Here is a 21,040-nt window from a genome sequence, read left to right on the forward strand (position 1 = left end):
TAATTTGGTTTCAACCAAACTACAATCTCTTTTTTGTTTCAATTACTTCCACCAAATCCAAGTCCAAAGGTAATTTCGTACATTTCGAGGAGTAATGCGAATGAAGCGTTCACCGTCAAAGAAGCAATTTAAATTTGGAAGTGCTTCATCTGGATTTTCTGGAACAAAGGTGACGATGTTTTCGTTACTTGTAACGGTTACTGTAATTGGTGGGTCGGTAGGCGAGACTTGAAGTTGTAACGAAATATTGGCCGTATTTTTAAAGGGATTATTAACAGGGGGGCTTATCACTTGTACTGTGAATAACACGATAATTGTTTCGTTTGGTTCCAAATTAGTAGCGACTAGGAAACCGATATTCGGATTCGCTAGTGGAGAGCGTTCACCGTTAATAAAGACAGTGCCATTTATAAATTGTAAACCTGCTGGAATAGTATCTTGTAACGAAATATTTGAGAGTGAAATTTCAGAAGTATTTGTAATGCGTACCGTGTAATCAAAATATTGATTTAAATAAGCTGAGCTGACGGAAGCATTTTTCGTGACTGTTGCAGTTATAAATTGAACTGGTATACGAACGATATTTGAATTAACAATGAAAGTAATAATTGGATCCTGTGATGTCAACTGAAAAGCAGCGGTAACTGTTGCAGAATTTATAATTGTACTGTTTGAAGGAATAGAAGTTGCGAGAACTTGAAATGTTATAGTTGCTACTGTACCTGCAGATAAAGAACCAATATTAATACCAGTGTCTGGACGAACATTTGGAACGGGAGTGCCGTTAATGGTTACGCTGTTTTCTATAAATGTTGTACCAGCTGGAATTGTGTCTATAACAGAAGTACTGATTGTAGGAATTGGGGAATGATTGAATACCGCTAATGTGAATGTAATGATATCTCCTATAACGACAATAGATTTGTCAGCTGTTTTTTCAATGCGAACCATCGGATCAATAACTGTCGTTGTAACGGTATTTGTTTGTTTTGTAATTGTAATAGGTGGTTTTGTTGGATCAATGATAACGGTATAGGAAACAGAAGCATCATTATTAATTGTAGATTGAAGAGTAGAAGAAGATATTGTCACTTGGAACGTAATAATAACAAATTCATTAGGAGCAAGATTTCCTAACGTAATACCATTTTCAGGATTCTCATTAGGCTGATTGATTCCGTTAATCGTAACACTACCAGCAACAAAAGTCGTATCTATTGGTACGGCGTCTATGGCAAGAAGGTCTTCAATCGTTACATTACCGCTATTCGTAATCGTAATTGTATACGTTAAAGTTTGACCAGGTAAGGCGTTTGTTACATCAGCAGACTTAAAAGCAATGACATTATCATTTTGGACAGTAGTTTTGACAGTATTTGTTGTAGTCGTATTTGTAACAGGTACGTTATTTGGGTTGACTATATAGTTAAAAGTAGTAATTGCGTTGTTGTTTAGTTCATTTGGTGTTGGAATAGAAGTCACAGTTACTTGGAATGAAACGATAGCATCTCCACCAATAGTTATAGTACCAATTGGTATGCCGCTTACTGGATTCACTCCTGGAAGAGTTTCTCCGTTTACAATGACGCTATTTTCTATAAACGTAGTACCTTGAGGAATAATATCTTGAATGATTACATCATTTACTGCAACATTACCGGTTTGATTTAGTGTAATCGTATACGTTAACGTATCACCAACCGTTGCAAATGCAAGGTCAACAGCTTTATTACTATTCAAATTCGCATGATTAATTTCTGTTAAAGCAGCTGATGAAATAATAGTTTCGGTAATAGGTGGTCGATTTGGTACCGTGTATTCATATTCAATTGTACTCGTGTTAGAGATTGGATTTGTTTGTGGAATCGAAGTAACCCGTACTTGGAATAGAATGGTTGCTGTCGTATTAGGCGGAATGTTATCAATTTGTATACCGTTAAGTGGATTGTCATTTGGCCGAGCGTTGCCATTCACGATAACACTATTCTCTATAAAGCTCGTATTTGCTGGGATGATATCTGTAACAATAATGTTTTCTACTTGTATATTCCCATTGTTTGTAATGGAAATAGTGTAAGGGATAATAGTTTGTAGGTCAGCATATTGGATAGGGGTTGTTTTTGTCGCAATTACATTAGCAGAAATAACTTCAGTGAAGGTAATATTGCTAGTGGATATTTGTTCTTCCACGTTTATTGTATAACGAGAAGTTGATTGATTTTGAACATGGCCGCTAGCAGGAAGAGCTACGACGGTAACAGAAAATGTGACTGGGATAGAAATATTAGGAGCAATCGTTCCTACAAGTATACCTGCACTTGGGTTGGCATTAAGCTGAGGAATGTTATTTACTAAAACGCTACCGTCAATAAAGGTTGTTCCATTAGGAATATTGTCTGTAAATACAACAGCAGTGGCATCCGTATTCCCTGTATTCGTTAAAGTTGTTGTATAAGTTAAAATGTCACCAATCGTTACAGAGGTTAAATCAACAGTTTTAAGTGAAACGATGTCAGCATCATTAATTTGAACAAAAGTAGTATTGGAAGTAGTAGATTTTTGAATTGGTGCAAAGTCAGGATTGAAAATAAAGTCGTAGACGACGTTTGCAGTATTAGGTGTTGGATTTACAGCAGGTAAATTCGTAACGGAAACTTGGAATGTTATTGTAGCCATTTGACCTGCTGCGACATTAGGAATGGAAAAGCCGATATTCGGATCTGCTGCAGGAAGTACAGTATTATTAACTACTACACTTCCTGGAATAAATACTGTTCCATCCGCTATAGTATCTGTAAAAAAGATGGAGTTAGTTGTAGCCGATCCATTATTTTGAATGAATACTGTATATTCAATGGTTTCATCAATGTTAGCTAATACAGTATTAGTGGACTTTGTAGCAATAAGAATAGCATCAATAAATTGTATGTTTGTAGCATTGGAAGAGGTCGTTTCTGAAATTGGTGGTGTGCTTGGGTCTGGTCGATACTCATAGTGAATGACGGCGATATTATTAATGTTATTTTGTGGCGGTATAGAGACTACGCTTACTTGGAACGTAACAATAATCGTATTATTTGGAAGAATTATATCAAGATTGATACCTGTAATTGGATTTTCGTTAAGTCTTGGTACGCCATCTACAAGAATGCTATTTGGAACGAATGTGGTGCCAGAAGCAATTGCGTCAAGTAGGAGAGTATTTGTAATAGGTATTGTACCAGCGTTTGTAACTGCGACTGTATATGTGATGATTTGACCGATACGTGTAATGGATCTGTTAGCGGATTTAATTGCACTAACATTTGCCGTCCGCACTTCAGTATTTACTGCATTTGATAACGATCTACGCTGAATAATTTGAGAACTAGGGTCAATTTGGTATTCGTACGAGGTGTCTGAAATATTAATGACTACATTGCCAACTGGTATATTTGTAAGTTGTACTTGGAATGAAATAGTGACTGTTTCATTTGGTTGTATCGTGCCGAGAGTTACTCCGTTTTCAGGATTAGCGCCAGGCTGAATTACATTATTTATTGCTAAGCTATCTTCAATAAATATAGTACCTTCTGGAATGTTATCAATGAACACGGTATTGTTAGCTGGAACGGTTCCTATATTTTGTAGTGTATTTGTGTAGGTAATAATTTGCCCGATTGATGCGAAAGTTATATCCGCGCTTTTAACAGAAATAATATTTGCGTTTTGAAGTGATGTTGTAACAATGTTAGAATTTGCAGAGCGATTCACTGGTGGGGCTGTAGGGATACTTACATATTGGTAAGTTGCTGAAGATTGATTTACAATTTCGGTTTCAGTAGGTGGATTATTTGTTTGCACTTGAAATAGTATCGTTTTGGAACTGTTAGCTGGAATTGTTCCAATCGGTATTCCGTTTTCAGGATTTACACCTGGCTGAAGGACACCGTTAATTGTGACACTATCGGGAACGAATGTAGTCCCAGCTGGGATAGAATCTGTGAAAACAATATTTATTGCGTCAACATTACCGATATTTTTCACTTCAGAAATATAAAGTATAGTTCCGCCAATATCTACAGTTGTTGGATTGGATGTTTTTGTAATTGTCAATTGAGCTTGCACGAAATTTGTAATGACGATATTACTAGTAGATGTTTCAGTAATAGGCGATTGCCCTGGGTCTGGTTGGATTGTATATGTTGTATTGGATTGATTTGTAATCGATTCTCGCGAGAATGAATCTTTAATAAGAATTTGGAACGAAATAAGGTGAGTAGCGTTTGCTGCTAAGGTAGGTAAAGTAACACCTACATTTGGATTGGCACCAAGTATAGCTGTTCCATTAAGTGTAAAACTATTTTCTACGAATGTAGTATCTTGGGGAATCGTATCTGAAAATATGAGATTCGTAGCTTGAATATTTCCGGTATTTTCTAGTGTTATTGTGTAAGTCAAAATATCACCTGTTGTTGTTTGAGGTGCATTGACTGCTTTTAAAGAAAGGATAGTTGCATCCGAAATTTGTGTGAAAGCAGGATTAGACGTAATTGTTCGAGAGATGATAGGAGCAGTTGGATCGGCGATAAAAGTATAGTCAATACGGGCTGTATTAGAAATTGGGTTCACGCTTGGTATAGATTGAACGATAACCTGGAATGTTACAGTGACGATTTCTGACGGTGTGATGGAGTTTAATGGTATTCCTACGTTAGGATCGGCACCTGGAACAGAAACACCATTAATGGTAACGCTATTCGGAATAAATGCAGTTCCTTCTGGGACCAAATCTGTTAAAGTAACTGTATTTGCAGTAGTATTTCCGTTATTTTGAACGACTACTGTGTAAGTGATTGTACCGTCAGTAGATTGTACGAGAGAATCTGTACTTTTAATTACGGATAACGATGCATCAACAACAGCTGTATTAACCGTATTAGACGAGGATGTTGCTGTAACAGGAGGTTGACTTGGATCGACAATATACGTGTAACTTGTAAGTGCTTGATTTATAATCGCTCCTTGCGGTGGAATAGAACTTGCAAGAAATTGGAACGTAATAGTAGCGGAATCACCTGGTGCGATAATACCAACTGGAATACCGAGAGTTGGACTTGCATCTGGAAGTGAAATCCCGTTGAGCGTAACACTATTTGGAACAAATAATGCTCCTTCAGGAACTCCGTTAATGAGTAATACAGAGTTTGCAGGGAAGTTTCCAGTATTCGTTAATGTTGCTGTATACGTAATTACATCCCCGATAGATACAATTGAACGATTTGCTTGTAAAACAGTTGTAACAGTCGCGTTATTAATTTGTGTTGAAGCGCTATTAGAATTTATCGTGCCTGTAACAGGAGGAGAGGCCGGATCAACGATGAATGCGTATTGAATAGATGCTACGTTTGTAATCGGATTTGAAGGTGGAGTAGATGTAACTATGACTTGGAAAGTAACGGTTAAGGAACTATCTGCGCTAACTGTTCCGATATTCACTCCGTTATTTGGATTTGCGCCTGGAATGGTACTTCCATTTACAGCAAAACTATTTTCAACAAAGGTCGTTCCAGTTGGAACTGGGTCTGAGAAATTTACATTCGTAGCGTTTGTGTTGCCGTTATTTTGAATCGAAACTGTATAAGTGATCGTATCTCCAATATTTGCAAAGGCTGTATTAGCAGTTTTTACAGCTGAAAGTATGGCTGTATTAATAGAAGTAACGAAGACATTCGTTTCCACATTGCCAGGCTGAGCCAGTAATGCATTGCCTACGTTATATTGGAAGTTAACAAATCCTAAGTTTTGGAGTTCAGGTGTGAACGTTGTTGGATTACTTACGATTTGTACTTGGAATATGATTGTAACAGTTTGATTTGGACTGATTGTATTTATGCCAACACCGTTAATAATCGAAGCGGATGGTAATGGAGTGCCATCAACAATAACTGATCCTGCAACAAATTGTGTCCACGATGGTAAAGGGTCTGAGAATATAGCGTTGTTAGCAGGAATATTGCCTGTGTTCGTAATAGTCGTTGTATACGTAATCGTATCACCAATCGTTGCAAAAGTTTTATCTCCTATTTTAATAGTATTTAAAATAGCACTTTCAATTTTTGTTGTAACGTTGTTAGAAATAATATTTTTTGAAACTGGAAGATTAGCTGGATTAACGATATGTTGAAAGCTAACGCTAGCTTGATTAGTAATTGGATTTATAGGCGGAATTTCATTGGCGATAATGTGAAATGCTACGATGACAGATTCGTTTGGCGCGATATCACCGATTGGAACGCCTGTAATGATATCTGCATTTGGGATGCTAGTTCCGTTCAGTGTAAAGCTATTCGGTTCAAAGGAAGTTCCGTCTGGAATAAGGTCGGTAAAAATAACATTCGTTGCACTCACATTTCCGCTATTTGTAATTGTAACGGTGTAGGTAATATCCTGCCCGATATCTACCGTAGATACATTTGAATTTTTTTGTGCAGTAAGGATAGCGCTATTAATTTGTGTTGTCGTTGTATTAGATTGATTGGAAGTTGTAATAGGTGGCTGGCTAGGATCAACGACATAATGATATGTGGTAGAAGCAGAGTTAGAAATGGGATTAAGTGTTGGAAGTGTAATAACAGTTGCTTGGAATGTAACGATTGCCGTATTACCACCATTAATGGAACCAATATTTACACCAGTTGATAAATCGGCGTTTGGAATGGTTTGCCCATTAGCTGTGAAACTATTTGGAACGAAACTTAAATTGCTATCAAGAATATCGATAATAGTTACATCAGTTGCGGTCACATTCCCGGTATTAGGAAGGTTAAGTGTAAATGTTATTGTATTACCAACATCCGCAAAAGTAAGATTTGCTGTTTTGGTGCTAATAATAGTTGCGTTGTTTATTTGAAGGAGTGTAGTGTTGGAAGTAGCTGCACTTGAAACGGGAGGATTAACAGGATCAACAGTAAATTCATACGTCGTTGATGCTGTATTTGGTGCTGGGTTACTAGGGGGAATATTGTTTACTGTAACTTGAAAGACGATGCTATATATTTCATTTGGTGGAAGTGTTGCAAGTAATACACCTGTATTTGGATCCGCGTTAGGTTGTAAAACGCCATCGACAGTTAATGTGTTAGGAACAAATGTGAGTCCACTTGGTAATGCATCTGTGAATACAATATTAGTTGCATCGGTATTGCCTACATTGGTAATAGAAGTAGTATAAAAAGCAGTTTGCCCGATATCTGCAAAGGATACACTTTCATTTTTGGTCATAGATAATATGGCTTCTTTAATTTGGGTTGAAACAGGATTGCTAATTGAAGTTTCTGCTTCAGGTGGTGAGACTAATTGATACGATGTTGATGAGAAATTTACAATTGGGTTTGCGGTTGGTAATGATGTTACAGTAACTTGGAACGAAACTGTTACTGTAGTCCCGGCTGTTATTGTCCCAATATTCACACCGTTCGATGGATCCGCCCCGCTTTGAGGAACTCCATTAATAGAAAATGTGTTTGCAATAAATGTAGTGACGCTTGGTACGGTATCTGTAAATATAACATTTTGTGCGGATGAGTTTCCATTGTTTGTTAAAACGACAGTATAAGTGAGTGTGTCTCCAATACGACTAAAGGATTTATCGACTTGTTTTAATGAAAGAATGTTAGCTGTATTAATCGTAGTAAACACTGTGTTTGAAGTAACGTTTCTTGAAACAATAGGTGCATTGGGATCAGCGATAAATGTGTAAGAAGCAGTAGCGGAATTGGCAATAGGATTTTGAACAGGGGTAGAAGTAGCGGTCACTTGAAATGCTATAGATATTGAGCTGTTAGGGGCAATTGATCCAATCGTTATGCCTGTATTAGGATTCAATCCAATTTGTGTGAGTCCATTTATTGTAACGCTATCAGTAATAAATGTTGTACCATTTGGTATAAGATCCGTGAAAGTAATATTAGTTGCATTTGTATTACCGTTATTCGTTAAAATTGTCGTATAGGTTATGGTATCGCCTAGTGTTACAAGGGTTTGATCGACCGATTTTACCATCGTTATCATAGCATCTAATACAGGATTTGTAGCAATATTCGTTGAAGTAGAGGTAGTAGCAGGAGCGCTGTTTGGATCAACAGTATAAGAATATAAAATTGTGTCATTACCCATAATTGAACTGGAAGGGGAAACGGAAATAACATTTACTTGGAAAGTAACAGTTACCGTTTCACCAGGAGCGATATTTGGTATATTTACTCCAAGTGCTGGTTGCGCACCAGACTGCTGAACGCTATTTATTGTGACTGAATTTGGTATAAAGGTAGTGTTAGCTGGAATAGCGCTTGTGAAAGTAATATTCGTTGCGGCTGTATTTCCGGTATTTCTAATAGTAGTTGTATACGTAATCGTATCTCCAACTGAAACTATAGATTTATCAGCACTCTTTTTTGTTGTTAAAATTGCACTATTAATAGTTGTCGAAACCGTATTAGATACATTCGTTTGCGATACGGCAGGTTGACTAGGATCGACCACATATGCAAATTGTACAGAGCTAGAATTAGAAATTGGATTTATACTTGGAATGTTTGTAACAAGTACGTTAAGAGTAATCACGGCCGTTCCATTTGGGTTTATATTTCCAATCTGAATTCCGTTAGCTGGATTTCCGATTTGCTGTGTACCAGAATCGTTTGTAAGAGTGCCAGATATGAATGTCGTTCCATCAGGTAAAGTATCCGTAAAAATTATATTTTGTGAAGTGACATTTCCAGGGTTACTTAATGTAATTGTATAAGAAATTGTATCGCCAATTGTTGCGAAAGTTTTATTTACAGATTTGATTGCCACAATTTCCCCAGAATTTATTTGTGTCGAAACCGGATTGGACGTCGTACTTCTTGAAACGAGTGGTAAGTTTGGACCTGTCATAAATTGACAATTAATGGAAGCGCTGTTTACAACCGGTGAGTTTGGTCCGCCTGGTCCAATTGTGAAAATTGGATTTGGAATGCTAACTACTTGCACACGGAAGGTAACGTTTATAAAATCTCCAGCAATAATATCCCCAATCGGTATCCCATTCGCTGGATTTACTCCAGGCAATAAAACTCCGCCTACTCGAACGCTATCTTCTATAAATACTGTGTTATTTGGAATCGGATCTGTAAAAATGATATTCGTAGCAGTTGCGTTTCCTATATTATCCAATAAAACAGTATACGTTAAAAATGAATTTCCAGGTGCTACGTCAGAAAATAGTCGATCTACACTTTTCGTTGCTTGAATAATCGCTTCGTTAATTTGAACTAAAGTTGGATTACTTGTAGCTGTTTCTATCACCGGCGGCTGGGTAGGATCAATAATGATCGAGTATGTTGTGCTAGATTGGTTCAAAGTTGGGTTTGTAGCTGGTATTGAGCCAACGATAGCTTGAAAGCTAATTGTTGTCGTTCCTCCAACTGGAATTGAGTCTAAAGAGATTCCGCTATCTGGTCTAAATCCAAGTTGTGGGATTGTATTAATTTGTACGCTATCAGGAACGAATGAAAGTTCAGGTGGTAATATATCGATAAAAACAGGTGTGTTTGCTGAAGTATTTCCGCTATTGGTGAGGATAGTTGTATACGTAATTGTATCTCCAACAGCAGCAAAAGCACTGCTTGCAGTTTTTGTTGCGATAACGGAAGCAGTATTTACTTGTGTAAAAGTTTTATTAGATTGAACTGTTCGTGAAACTGGCGGTTCATTTATATCTACAATAAAGCTATATTGAAGCGATGATTTGTTCGGGATTGGATTCGGGTTTGGAAGTGTTGTAATGTTTACTTGAAAACTGAGTGTAGCAGATGCATTTGAATTCAAGTTACCAATATTGATACCGTTTTGTGGATTTGCATTAGTAATAGTTGTTCCATTTACCGTAAAACTATTTGGAATAAACGTTGTACCATTTGGAATTACATCTGTAAAAATAACATTGTTTGCGGTAGTATTACCGGAATTAGTAATGGTAGAAGTGAAAGTAAGTGTATCTCCAATAGTAGCGAATGTTGAATTGACAGTTTTATTTATAGAAAGAGTAGCATCAATAATTGGAGTAACCGTTGTATTCGTAATTGTACTATTGACAGCAGGTGATTGGTTGGGATTCACGGTATATTCATAATTTACAAGAGCATTATTTGTTAATGTGCCACTAGGTGGTATCGCTAAAATTTGTGCTTGAAAAGTAATGAATACAGTATCTCCTGGCGAAATATCTGCCAAGTGAATACCAAGTGATGGATCTAATCCTGGTTGTGGGACATTATTGATCGTTACGGAGTTTTGGATAAATGAAGCTCCTGCACCAAGCCCATCCGTTAAAACAGTCGCACTAGCAGGAGTATTACCTGTATTTGTTACTGCAATCGTATAGGTAACGATATCGCCAATTGCAGCTGTCGGTGTATTCACAGACTTAGTAGCGACAATAGTAGCGTTATTAATTTGAGTTGTTATTACGTTACTTAACGTATTGGCGGATGCTGGAGGTAAGTTAGGATCTACGACGTACTGGTACGTTGTATTGCTTTGGTTCGGGAGTGGATTTGGATTCGGGATAGAATTTACTTGTACTTGGAACGAGATGAGCGTATTTGCATTCGGATTTATTGGATCAATGGCAATTCCACTTGCTGGATTTACATTAGGCAGTGTATTCCCGTTTACAGTAACACTATTAGCAATAAATGATGTCCCGTTTGGAATTACATCTGTAAATATTACATTTGATGCAAGTGTGTTCCCGTTATTCGTTAAAGTAGTCGTGTACGTAATAATATCATTTACGTTAGCAAACTGTTTATCTGCAGATTTAGTAGCGGCAATTGAGGCGTTATTAATAGTTGTCTGTACAGTGTTAGAAGCAACCATCTGCATCACAGCAGGTTTGGATGGATCATACGTATATTGGAATGTTGTGCCTGATTGATTTGTAATTGGATTTACAGCAGGGATAGTTGGTACAAAAACTTGGAATGCAACGGTGCGTGATGAATTCGCTCCTATTGTACCAATTGAAATGCCGGTAGCAGGATTTGCGTTAGCTACAGGGACATTATTAATCGTTACAGTATTAGGAATGAAGAGGGTACCCGCTGGAATGATATCTGTAAACGTTACATTAGCAGCAGGGATATTCCCGTTATTTGTTAAAATAGTCGCATATAGTATGACATCACCAACATCAGCGAAGTTTGTACTCGTTAGTTGTGTAGCAACGATATTAGCAGTATTAATTTGTGTAGTTACTATATTGCTAGCAGCGTTTCTAACAAGAGCAGGTAAATTTGGATCAGCGATAAAGCTATATTGAAGTGAAGCGCTGTTTTGAATTGGGTTTGGTGAAGGTAGCCCATTTGCACTTATTTGAAAAACAATCGTTGTAAAACCACCTGAAGGAATGGAGCCGACTTGAAGACCGGTACTAGGGTCTGCACCTAGTTGTAAAGCACCACCTATAAAAATACTATTTGGTACGATTGTGGTGCCATTAGGGATTATATCGGTAACAATAACATTATTTGCTATAGTATTTCCAAGATTAGCTAAATAAATTGTATATGTGATTGGTTGCCCGACATCGGCGATAGTTAAATCTACTTCTTTGACAATCACTACATTTGCTAAATTAATTTGTGTACTTACAGTGTTACTTACAGATGTTTCTACAGTTGGTGGATCGCCCGGATTTAGAATAAAACTATACTGTGTACTAGATGAATTTATCGTTGGGTTTTGTGTTGGTAAAGAGGTGACGGTTACTTGATAAGAGACGGTAAGTGAGCCGTTAGCAGCAATGGAAGGTAGTGGAACACCTATATTTGGATCTGCGTTATTTTGGAGTACACCATTAATAAGAAAAGTGTTTGGAATAAAGGTAGTACCGTCTGGATTCGTATCTACGAAAGTAGGACTATCAGCAGAAACACTTCCTGCATTCGTCAAAGTAACAGTATAAGTTAATATATCCCCTACGGTAGCGAACGCTCGATCCACTGTTTTGGCTGAAATGACATTTGCATCGTTTACTTGAGTAAATGTAGTGGTTGAAGTAGTGTTCTTACTTACAGGTGAAGCGTTTGGATCAACAATAAAGTTATAGGAGATGGAAGCGCTATTTGAAATAGGGTTTGGATTTGGAATGCTAGTTATTACTACTTGGAATGAAGCTGTAATTGTAGTATTAGCATTGATGCTACCAATATTGATGCTAGTTGGTGTAACGCCTGGTTGAGTAACACCGTTAACTATAACGCTATTTGGTACAAAGGCGGTTCCATTCGCAATTGAATCGGATAGTAATACATTGTTCGCTGCAACATTCCCATCGTTAGTAAGAGCGAAGGTGTAAGTTAATACATCGCCAACTTCCGCAAACGTTTTATCTACAGATTTATTAGCATGGAGATTTGCTAGTCTAATTGTTGATGTAACAGAATTAGAATTTGCTGTCTTTGAAGTCGGTGGCAAATTTGGATTTACAGTATATAGATAAGAAGCGAAGGCATTATTAATGATAGGATTTTGGGTCGTAATATTGATGACTGTTACTTGGAAAGAAAGGGTAAAAGTAGCCCCGCCAGGAATTGTGCCGATAGGTAAAGCGACGAGAGAATCTACATTTTGCAAAACTCCGTTTAGTGTTACAGTACCAGGAGTTAATATCGTTCCATTTGGAAGTGGGTCTGTTAGTTGAACGTTATTAGCGGCCGTATTTCCACTGTTTGTAATAAGGATTGTATAACTTATCGTTTCGCCAATTGTGGCAAATTGTTTGTTAGTTGATTTTGTTAATGTTACATTCGCATTGTTAATTTGAGTGGAAACGAGATTAGAAGAAATGTTTTTTGTAACGGGTGATTGGCTAGGGTTGACGGTATATTGATAAGAAGCACTTGATCCGTTAGATACGACATTTGACGCGGGTATTGTATTTACTACTACTTGAAATGCAACATTTTTTGTTGTGCCGCTTGGGATGGATCCAATATTCACGCCGTTAGCGGGATTTGCGCCCACTTGTGTCGTGCCATCTATTGTTAAACTGTTTAGAACGAAAGTTGTTCCAGTAGGGATGACATCTGTAAAAATAACATTGTTCGCATTTGTATTACCTGTAGCTGTAAAGGAAACGGTGTACGTTAGTGTATCACCAATATCTGCAAAATTTTTATCTACTGCTTTCGTCATTGTTACAGTAGCATTATTCACTTGAGTGGAGACAATATTTGTCTTATCAGTCCCACTTACTGCTGGTTGATTAGGTACAGGAATGTATTGATATGTTGTTGTTCCACTATTTAATATTGGGTTTGTTTGAGGGATAGAAGGAACGAGTACTTGGAATGAAATAGTAGTAGTGGAATTTGCGGCAATTGACCCAATTGATATACCATTAGCGGGATTTGCTCCAGCTTGAGTAACTCCGTTCACAGTTACACTCCCTGAAATGAAAGTAGTCCCGCTAGGAATCGGATCCGTATATATCACATTCGTTGCAGCGATATTTCCTATATTAGCTAAGGCAATACTGTAAGTTAATGTTTCACCAATATCGGTAAAAAGTTTGTTAACTGATTTTGTTCCATTAATATCTGCGAGGTTAATTTGTGTTCCAGCAGAGTTGCTTGTTGCAAGACCATTAAAAGTTGTTCCTCCGGCGATTGGTGTATATTGAAATGTAATATTAGCAGTGTTAGAGATAGGATTTTGACTTGGAAGAGAAACGACAGTAGCTTGGAAAGTTACTGTACGAGAAGCACCATTATTAATTGTTCCAAGAGATATACCAGCCGCAGGATTTGCATTTGTTTGTGGTACGTTATCTACTGTTACAGTGCCGGGTATAAAAGAAGTACCGCTAGGGAGACTATCTATAAAAATAGCGTTATTGGCAGGAAGAAGCCCGGTGTTAGGGATAGTAACTGTATAAGTGAGAATATCTCCAATTGCAGCAACACTTTTATTCACGCTTTTCGTCGCTTGTATATTTGGTGAGTTTATATTAATTTGTAAGCCTACTGTATTTAACATATATGCGTCTCCGTTAGTAGTTAAACGGATTGCGGCGGATACTTGTGAGTTTGTTAAATAAGGAGAAATATCAATGGAAGTAATGTCCCAGCCCTGTCTTCCTGCGGAGATGTTTGTACTTGTAGAAGCACTTTGATTTCGCGTTCCAAATGTCCCTGTTGTATCTAAGTTTCCTGCAGCATTATTAACTTGAGAACCGAAGAAATTATTTATAGCATTGTTTGGTCCAGATAAAGCATTTAATGAACTGAAATTTGGTCCAAATAAAGCTTGATCCCCGGTTAAATCTGCATCTCCTTCGGTAGAACTTAAAAATAATCTCCCGCTTACTGGTCCTCCTGAAGGTGTTAAAAATCCAGAAACAGATACATCGGCACTACCAGTTTCTGCAGAAACACGGTTACCAGCTACATAAATGGTTAAGTTTCTTGCTGGCAATGTCCCGTTTTGATAAGCGACGATAAGTGTCCATCCAGCCGAATTAATTGTTCCATTAGAAGCATCTATAGGATCTACAAGTCCAGGAACCGCTCCTGTAGTATAGGAACCAGCACCTCCCGCTTGAATAAGAGTTGTTACGTCTGCTGAACGAGTGTAAAAGCCAAATGTAATAGAGTTTGAAACGAAAGTTTGATTTGAAGCCGTAACAGCTGAAGGAGTAATCGAGTATGTTGAAACAGGTGTTGTAAAAGAAACTGGGTTTCCTAATACACTTGTAATGTTTTGATCACGAGATAAATAGTTTCCACCCCAAACGAGTTCTGCGTAAAGAATAGTACTACCAGCAGGGATATTTAAAATAGCGGTAGAACTATTTTGTGTATAGTTTAACGTTGTACCAGCAGGAAAAGTAGGTACTTGTAAAGCAGTATTTGTAGTTGCAAATGCACCAATTGCCCCGATTGTACCAGCACGGTTTTGATTGCTGATCTTACTTAAGCCTAAAGTATTACCTGTAATAGCGAGTGCGCCGTTAGTGGTGGTAGAAAATCGATTCGTAATGGGCATGTTGTCACCTCATTTCCAATATAGTCTTGGTCAAAATAGGATATGTGTGTGATAAATAAATGGAAACATGTACAAGTTGATTTGATAATAATGATTTAAATGTCTAGATAAGGGGATGGAGTATGATTGAATTGGAAATTAGAGTGGAGCGTCTTAGGGAAGAAAAAACAGGTAATATTGTATCATTATCTTCTTATATTGGGTGGGATTATAACAGAGAAGAAATTGAGACTATTTTTAACGCAGGGATTGTATACGGTGTTTGGAATGAGAGAGAGGAACTAATTGCTAGCGCGGCAATAATATTATATGGGGAGAAATTAGCGTCTATCGGAATGGTGATTGTACATCCAGATTATAAGGGGAGAGGGATTGGAAAGATAATAACGGAAGCGTGCGTTAAAAGCGTATCAGCTCATACTCCAATTATGCTTATTGCTACGGATGAAGGGAAACCTTTATATGAAAAGTTAGGATTTAGGGCAGTAAGTTATGTTTCTAAATACATATGTAACTCATACAATGCGAAAGATTATTGTGTAAGAAATGAAGATTATGTGATGAATTATGAAGAGGGTGATTTAGAAAAAATAATAAAAATAGATGAATATGCGTTTGGAACAAATAGAAAAGAGTTTTTAAAGAAAAGAATTATGCAAAGTGAACAGTGTATCGTTGTAAGGGACAAGGAACAAAATGTATTAGGTTACGGTTTAAGCATACAAACACCAGAAAATAAGATAATAGGGCCGGTTGTTGCTAAAAATGATGAGATGGCAATGAGAATAGTACATGATTTAGCAAGAGAGCATCATGGTAAATTAAGAATGGATGTACCAGAAGGAAAGAATGGTTTCATGAAAGAATTAGAGATTACTGGTTTTCAAAAGGTTAATACACCATCAATTATGATGAAAAATAGCGATAAATTATTAAAAAGGAGTAATGAACTGTATAGCATTGCAGCACAAGTTTTTGGGTGAAAAAAGAATCCTTTCGTGAAAAGGATTCTTTTTTATAGCCAATTTAATCACGATATTGGTCATGAGTAGGTTGAAAGAGGTCTTCCTCGATATCTCTAACAACTGAAAAATGATCAACGTTATAATGGCCGTGTAAAGTTTTATTGTGATGACCAATAATTTGCTCTGCAGACAATACGTTAGAATCAGTTGTTGAATGACCGTTTTTAATTAATGTAACGTCAAATCCTTGTACAGTTGCTGTCCTAACGGCAGTGTCGATGCAATGTTCTGTTTTACATCCGCCTATAACAATATGATTAATGTTTTCTTCTTTTAAAAGTTCAAGTAAAGAAGTGCCGTAGAATGAATTGGTTGCTGCTTTATTAATAAGGATTGCAGACTGGGGTACTTGAATTTGATTATGTACTTCAAATCCTTCGCCGCTGCCAGAAGCAACATCGATATCTCTTACGAAAACAATAAGAGCATTTGAATCTATTGCTTTCTGCATTGCTGTATTTAGTGTAGATAATAGCTCGGTCTTGCGAAAAACTTCATTTTCTTGCTCATTTCCATCAATTAATTCTTGTTGAGCGTCGATAATTAATAGTGCTTGTTTCATCGTGTCTCCCCTTTAATATGAAATAAGTTCCACTTTACATATTCCTTCAGGTTGTTAGGAAATCCTCCATTGTAAGCGAAGTAGAAGATTGATTTACAAAGTTGTCAAAGAAATTTCATTCTCATAGCGTGTAAAAACATGTATGATAGGAGATGGAGAATTTTTGAGTAGGTGGGAATAACATGCAAACAGTAGAAGATTATCTTTCATTCTTACATACGAAAGGATTTAAATTATCAGAGGAAGCACAAGGGTTTATTATGTTCGGACAAGGATATACTGGTGCGTCTGATGGGATTGTGAACGCAGCAATAGAAGCGACAATTAAACATCAATTGCAGTTTGATGGTAGTTATTTCGTTGCGTTATTAGAACGATTGAAAGAGGAAGAAATTACAGATAAAAAAAGCGCTAAGGCTTTTATGCGGAAGTTACAAGCGTAACTTCACGCAGCCTGCGCTTCTTTTTTTGTTTTGGAAGGTAATTCAACAAAAATCATGCCTAGGAAAATACAGAGGCATCCGATAATAGCAGAAATAGAAAGTTGTTCGTTTGCAACGAGAACGCCTGTTAAGGCAGCAAAAACGGGTTCCATTGCGAAAATGATTGCTACTCTCGTTGGAGACGTATGTTTTTGTGCTGATGTTTGAATGAAAAAAGCAATGGATGTCGCAAATAGGGAAGTTAAAAATAGAGCGAATAAAAAGGAAGAATTCGTCCATAGTACTACTGAAAATAATTTTTCCCAATCTTCAAACAAAAAGGCGCAAATAGAAGAAAACATACCGACAGCTAATACTTGCGACGTGCTTAACAATAAAGGTGATATTTTCTTAGAGAAGAGGCCGTTAATAAGAATATGGGCAGCGAAAGCGACTGCACAACCGAGAACGAGTATGTCTCCAATGTTTAATTGAAAAGAATTAGCAGCTGTTAATAAGTATAAACCCGTTGTAGCTACAGCAATACCAAGTACGATGAAAATGGTAGCTTTTTGTTTTAAAAAGATAAATGATAAGATTGGGACCATAACAATGCTTAGCCCAGTTAAGAAACCTGCTTTTGAAGATGTTGTATAGAGTAAGCCAAATGTTTGCAATAAATAACCGACAAATAAGAAAAAACCAACGATTATCCCTGCCGTGCTACTATGTTTTATATCTTGTTTTGAAGTTTTCTGTGAGAAAATAATTTGAACGAATAATAAAATAATTCCAGCGAATAAAAAGCGAATACCATTAAACGTAAATGGACCAACGAAAGACATAGCGTTTTGAACGACAACAAACGTAGCTCCCCAAATAAAAGAGACAAATAATAAAGCAAGAGGAGCAATCCACTCTTTTTTCACACTCATACCCCCGTTAATTTTGTAAGATAGCTTTTCTAGCTAATTCATCAGCTACTTTATTTTGACTACTTGGAATCCACTTAATAAAAAAGAGATCGAATTTTTTTATGTACTGCAGCGCTTCATCTAAAAGAGGTGCAAATATTTTATTTTTTGCGTATTCCTTTTCAACAGCCCGTTCGACAAGCTGGGAATCTGTACGAAAAGAGACAGTGCTATAATTATGCTCGATGCAATATTTTAATGCTAGAAGTAAAGCGCGGTATTCTGCTTCATGATTGGACATTGTTCCAAGTGGTAATGATAATTGTACAGGTGGCTGAACGCCTTTAATAAACACTCCTGCACCAGAAGGACCAGGATTTCCTTTTGATGCACCATCAATATATACTTCAATCAAAATGAGAAACCTCCAAATTATAAGATTATCCCCTACTTAAATGCTTTTTGAAGTAGGGGATAGAGTAGTTATCCGATTGTGATGCTATAACGACATGTAAATGTTTCATTCGCTTGTAAAGATTGAATTCCCTTTTTGTCCTTGAAATCTTTTGCTGGATTTATTTCATCAGCGATTCCATACCAAGGTTCAATACATAAGAAAGGTGCGTTATCCCCTGGTGTCCATACGCCGACAAATGGGAAGCCATCAAATTCTACTTTTACAAATTTATTATGTTTATGAGAACGAATCGAAATTTCATTCGTATTCATATTTTCAAAAATAAGCGCATCATTTTTGAATAAATCATATGTAAGTGGCAATTCAGTTGTATTTTCAGCGATTAATTGCTTTTTGTTGGAAAGATAAGGTCCTTCTAATACGCTTGTTTCTAAGCGTTCCGAACCATTAAACGATAAATGATAATCTGTAAATGATTCACCGTCCAATAAAGGGAAGTTGAAGCCAGGATGTGCTCCGATTGAGAAGAACATCTCTTTTGAAGTAGGATTGTTTACTTCATATGTTACATGAACGATTTGTCCATCTAGCTCATAAGAAACGAGTAGTTCGAATTCGTATGGGTATTTTTTTAATGTTTCTTCATTACTAGTAACGATATAAGTGATTTTTGTTTCGCTTTGTTCTTTCACAGAGAAAGTAAGATCACGAGCAAAACCGTGTTGTGTTAATGAATATGATTTACCGTCTACGTAGTATGTATTATCTACTAATCGGCCGACAATTGGGAACAAAATTGGTGCACGGCGTCCCCAATAAGTAGAATCACCTTGCCATAAATATTCTGTGTTGTCTTCTTTTAAGCGAACGCTCTGTAATTCTGCACCTTTGTCAGAAATGGAAACGATCACTTTTTCATTTTGAATTGTTGCTGTCATGAAGTGAAACCTCCTAAATCTTTCATATGTTTCATTATACGTTGTCTAAAAGGAAAAAGGTAGTTTATGATAGGAATCTATTGACGAAAGAGGGGCTACCACGTAAAATATAATCTTGTTGCTTAAAAAACGAATAACGTGGTTCGAAACCATCCCACGTAAAAAAACTAAGGAGATTTTGTCATGAATATTAGAACTTTAGTCGGTAATGGTATTTTAGCGGCATTATATATTGCTGTTTCTATGCTTATTCAGCCATTTGGCTTTACGAATGTACAATTTCGTATTTCAGAGATGTTTAATCATCTCGTTGTATTTAACAAGAAAGCAATTTACGGAATTGTATTAGGTGTATTTTTAACGAATCTCTTTTTCTCACCTATGATCGCTTACGATTTAGTATTTGGAGTAGGGCAATCTATTCTTGCGTTAGTTGCAACGATTATTTCTATGCGATTTATTAAAGGTGTTTGGGCTCGTATGATTTTTAATACAGTTATCTTTACGATTACAATGTTTATGATTGCAATTGAACTTCATCTTGCATTGGGTTTACCATTTATGTTGTCTTGGTTAACATGTGCAATCGGTGAATTTGTTGTCATGGCGATTGGTATGCCTGTAATGTACTGGATTAATAAGCGAGTACAATTTGAAAGATTTATGTAATAGATGAAAGAGCTATTCCTATAGGGATAGCTCTTTTTGCATGTGATAATATTGAATATAATTCTTTGACTCTTGATAAAATATAATAAAATAAAGTGAGGCTTTTATTAGCTGGCTACATATAAGAAGTCTTACATAAGGGGAATGTAGTATGAAATATAAAATTCATTGGTTGTATAAAACGAAGCGCGGATTGCAGACGGAATTAACAACAGAGTATATGAACATAGAAGAAATACTTCAATTTGCAGAGGATTTTGAGAAAACAGGAAGAGTAAAAGAATTTTCATTTTATGATGAAATGGACGCAGAATGGTCATTAAAAGAGATGAAAAAGTTAAGTAAGCAAGTAGAGGAAGAGCCCCAAGAAATACTCGTTTATTTTGATGGGGGGTATGATGTGCAAACGAAAGAAGCTGGCGTTGGTATATGTGTGTATTATAAAAAAGGAAATACAAACTACCGCATTCGCCGCAATGCATATATAGAAGGTATAGATGATAATAATGAAGCGGAGTATGCATCACTATTATACGGTATGAATATACTCGAGGAATTAGGGATTAAATATGAAGCAGTTACACTTCGCGGCGATTCTCAAGTTGTATTGCAGCAATTAGCCGGAGAATGGCCTTGTTATGATGAGCATTTAAACCATTATTTAGATCAAATTGAACAAAAGGCGAAGCAAATGAAATTAAAACTTGTATGTGAACCGATATCTAGAAAACAAAATAAAGAAGCACATCAATTAGCAACGCAAGCATTAGAAGGGACAGTCATTGATAGTCATAAAGAAATAACCGAATAGAGAGGTGCAAAGGTGGATAAAAAGCAACTCATTACAGAGGTAAATGACTTATTAGAAACATACTGTGAAGGATGTTTCTTGCGAGAACATAATCGAAAGACAAATAGTAAGTATTATGCTCATTCATTTTGTATAAGACAATGTACAGTTGGAGAAACATTGAAAAAGTATGGAGAACAGTTGTCATAAAAAAACATCCAGAGAAA

At 36.6% G+C, this 21,040-nt stretch carries 10 protein-coding genes and 1 riboswitch; of the genes, 5 read left to right on the forward strand and 5 right to left on the reverse strand.

Going from position 1 to position 21,040, the window contains the following annotated elements:
• Positions 1 to 42: 42 nt before the first annotated feature.
• Positions 43 to 15,075 carry a cell surface protein gene (locus QO049_RS19205; RefSeq protein WP_284489405.1) on the reverse strand — a complete coding sequence of 5,011 codons (15,033 nt, stop codon included), beginning with the start codon at positions 15,073 to 15,075 and terminating at the stop codon, positions 43 to 45.
• Between the two features lie 122 nt (positions 15,076 to 15,197).
• Here QO049_RS19205 and QO049_RS19210 point away from each other — a divergent pair, with 122 nt between their 5' ends.
• On the forward strand, positions 15,198 to 16,058 hold the full coding sequence (locus tag QO049_RS19210) for a GNAT family N-acetyltransferase (protein WP_246962448.1): 861 nt from the start codon (positions 15,198 to 15,200) through the stop codon (positions 16,056 to 16,058).
• A 43-nt stretch (positions 16,059 to 16,101) separates the two neighbouring features.
• Here QO049_RS19210 and QO049_RS19215 read toward each other — a convergent pair whose 3' ends face one another.
• A complete protein-coding gene (locus tag QO049_RS19215; RefSeq protein ID WP_246962450.1) occupies positions 16,102 to 16,662 on the reverse strand; it encodes a cysteine hydrolase family protein in 561 nt (186 codons plus the stop codon).
• A 182-nt stretch (positions 16,663 to 16,844) separates the two neighbouring features.
• On the opposite strand from QO049_RS19215, the gene QO049_RS19220 reads away from it, so the two are divergent.
• The gene (locus QO049_RS19220) at positions 16,845 to 17,105 is read left to right on the forward strand and encodes a DUF6123 family protein (RefSeq protein ID WP_001195212.1); all 261 of its coding nucleotides are present in this window, start codon (positions 16,845 to 16,847) and stop codon (positions 17,103 to 17,105) included.
• A gap of 2 nt (positions 17,106 to 17,107) precedes the next feature.
• Here the strand turns inward: QO049_RS19220 and QO049_RS19225 are convergent, their stop codons facing one another.
• The 3 genes from QO049_RS19225 to QO049_RS19235 all read right to left on the reverse strand — a co-directional run bounded on the left by QO049_RS19225 (position 17,108) and on the right by QO049_RS19235 (position 19,354).
• A complete protein-coding gene (locus QO049_RS19225; protein WP_246962453.1) occupies positions 17,108 to 18,013 on the reverse strand; it encodes a DMT family transporter in 906 nt (301 codons plus the stop codon).
• Positions 18,014 to 18,026: 13 nt separating this feature from the next.
• Complete coding sequence (locus QO049_RS19230) at positions 18,027 to 18,413, reverse strand: reverse transcriptase-like protein (RefSeq protein ID WP_246962456.1); 387 nt, start codon at positions 18,411 to 18,413, stop codon at positions 18,027 to 18,029.
• A gap of 68 nt (positions 18,414 to 18,481) precedes the next feature.
• On the reverse strand, positions 18,482 to 19,354 hold the full coding sequence (locus tag QO049_RS19235; RefSeq protein ID WP_053564860.1) for an aldose 1-epimerase family protein: 873 nt from the start codon (positions 19,352 to 19,354) through the stop codon (positions 18,482 to 18,484).
• Between the two features lie 132 nt (positions 19,355 to 19,486).
• Positions 19,487 to 19,531: riboswitch (PreQ1 riboswitch) on the forward strand.
• Between the two features lie 6 nt (positions 19,532 to 19,537).
• On the opposite strand from QO049_RS19235, the gene QO049_RS19240 reads away from it, so the two are divergent.
• The 3 genes from QO049_RS19240 to QO049_RS19250 all read left to right on the forward strand — a co-directional run bounded on the left by QO049_RS19240 (position 19,538) and on the right by QO049_RS19250 (position 21,023).
• On the forward strand, positions 19,538 to 20,023 hold the full coding sequence (locus tag QO049_RS19240; RefSeq protein WP_001026474.1) for a QueT transporter family protein: 486 nt from the start codon (positions 19,538 to 19,540) through the stop codon (positions 20,021 to 20,023).
• Positions 20,024 to 20,174: 151 nt separating this feature from the next.
• On the forward strand, positions 20,175 to 20,834 hold the full coding sequence (locus QO049_RS19245) for a ribonuclease H family protein (RefSeq protein ID WP_000875544.1): 660 nt from the start codon (positions 20,175 to 20,177) through the stop codon (positions 20,832 to 20,834).
• Between the two features lie 12 nt (positions 20,835 to 20,846).
• Positions 20,847 to 21,023 carry a zinc-finger domain-containing protein gene (locus QO049_RS19250; RefSeq protein WP_000358801.1) on the forward strand — a complete coding sequence of 59 codons (177 nt, stop codon included), beginning with the start codon at positions 20,847 to 20,849 and terminating at the stop codon, positions 21,021 to 21,023.
• Positions 21,024 to 21,040 lie beyond the last annotated feature (17 nt).

Source organism: Bacillus sp. RB3 (assembly GCF_030164735.1).
Lineage (GTDB): Bacteria > Bacillota > Bacilli > Bacillales > Bacillaceae_G > Bacillus_A > Bacillus_A cereus.